Raw genomic sequence first — 1,790 nt, 5'->3', positions numbered from 1 at the left:
AAGACCACCCATTTGGCCACGGCAGAATGGAGTATATCTCAGGTCTTGTCATTTCGTTTATTATTATGATGATGAGCATTGAGCTTGGAAAATCTTCTTTTTCAAAGATCTTTGCCCATGATAAGCTTGCTTTCTCGGTAATGACCTTTGTGATACTTGCCTGCTCTGTGGCTGTCAAGCTTTGGATGTGGTATTTCTATAGAAAGCTTGGAAAAAAGATAAACTCTACCTCGCTTTTCGCCTCTGCCGCTGACAGTCTTTCCGATTGCGCCGCAACAGGAGCTGTTATGCTTGCAATGGTATTCTCTGCGTTCACAGGCATAAACATAGACGGCTATATGGGCGTTCTCGTTGCTCTCTTTATCTTCCGCTCAGGCTTTATGACCTGCAAGGACAGCGTTTCGCCGCTTCTCGGCTCAAAGCCCGATAAGGAGTTCGTTCAGGATATTGTTGATACCGCAATGAGCTTTCCTGAGATAATCGGTATCCATGATCTGCTCATACATGATTATGGCGTAGGGAATACCGTTATCTCTTTTCATGCTGAAGTGCCATGCGAAATGGACTTTATGGCGGCTCATGAGCTTATAGACGATCTTGAGGATAGCATGAAAGAAAAATATCACTGCGCAGTGTCTATACATATGGATCCGGTGGCAGATCATGACGAGCAAACTATCGAAACTAAAAAGATAGTAACAGACGTTGTGAAGTCTATTGATCAGTGCTTGTCAATACACGATTTCAGAATGACAAAGGGAGAAAACCGTGAAAATCTTATCTTTGACGTGGTAGTGCCTTTTGATTTCAGACTTTCAGACAGCGAGGTAAAAGCAAAAATATCAAAACGGCTCACAGAATTTGACGGAAGATACAACGCTGTTATAAATGTTGATAAGGGAGATACATTATAATAAAAAGGGCTTGCTTTTTTTCTCAGGATTGGTTATAATATAGGTATAACGCAAAGCGTTTGCGGTGCGTGGTCTATCATGATAGGAGGAGTATAAAATGGCATTCACAGTTACAAAGGATACTATTATAGGCGATATAATGGACGCTGATGAAAATACAGCACCATACTTTATGGAAATGGGTATGCACTGTCTGTTCTGCCCAGCGTCAAGAGGCGAAACTCTTGAAGAGGCTTGTGCTGTTCATGGCGTTCCTGTTGAGGAAATGCTCGAAAAGCTCAACAAGCATTTTGCAGAATAAGCGTTTGGAACTATTTTCGCCGCCCAGCCGCCTTTTCAGGGGGCGAGCGGCGATTTTTTTCTTTGGAGGAAAGCTTTGGATAAAAGACTTGTGACCTGTGCAAAGCTTTGTACAGGAGATTTTGTATGTGACGTGGGGACAGATCATGGTTATCTGCCCTGCTTTATGATAAAGGAAAATATGTGCAAAAAGGCTCTGGCTTGTGATGTTGCACCATTGCCGCTAAAGTCGGCTGAGGAGCATATCCGCCGTGAGGGGCTTTCAGACCGCATTGGAACGGTACTTTCAGACGGACTTGACAATGTTCCCCAAGAGGGCATAACAGACGTTGTTATGGCAGGCATGGGCGGTGAGCTTATTGCAAGACTGCTTGAAAAATGTCCGTGGGTGAAAAACGGAGTGAACCTCGTTTTACAGCCTATGACAAAATGGGACGTGCTTAGAAAGTGGCTTTATGACAACGGCTTTGAGGTAAAAAAAGAGCTTGCCTGCACAGAGGGTCAGTTTGCATATTCTGTCATGCAGGCGGTGTATACAGGCAAAACGCCGTCTCATGATTGCGACGACAGATATTT

3 protein-coding genes are annotated in these 1,790 nt (G+C 43.9%); all 3 read left to right on the top strand.

Translation table 11 applies throughout. From position 1 onward, the window contains the following. Positions 1 to 914: cation diffusion facilitator family transporter (locus QVO88_RS09125; RefSeq protein ID WP_288177947.1), on the top strand; the 914-nt coding region annotated here is incomplete at its 5' end. Between the two features lie 97 nt (positions 915 to 1,011). Further along, on the top strand, positions 1,012 to 1,215 hold the full coding sequence (locus QVO88_RS09120) for a DUF1858 domain-containing protein (protein WP_022288179.1): 204 nt from the start codon (positions 1,012 to 1,014) through the stop codon (positions 1,213 to 1,215). Between the two features lie 75 nt (positions 1,216 to 1,290). Continuing rightward, positions 1,291 to 1,790: class I SAM-dependent methyltransferase (locus QVO88_RS09115; RefSeq protein WP_288177946.1), on the top strand; the 500-nt coding region annotated here is incomplete at its 3' end.

The sequence above is a fragment of the Ruminococcus sp. CAG:57 genome (assembly GCF_000435935.1).
Taxonomy (GTDB): Bacteria; Bacillota; Clostridia; order Oscillospirales; family Ruminococcaceae; genus Hominimerdicola; species Hominimerdicola aceti.
Note: the sequence above shows the minus strand (reverse complement) of the source record. Positions and strands in the feature narration are given on the sequence as shown.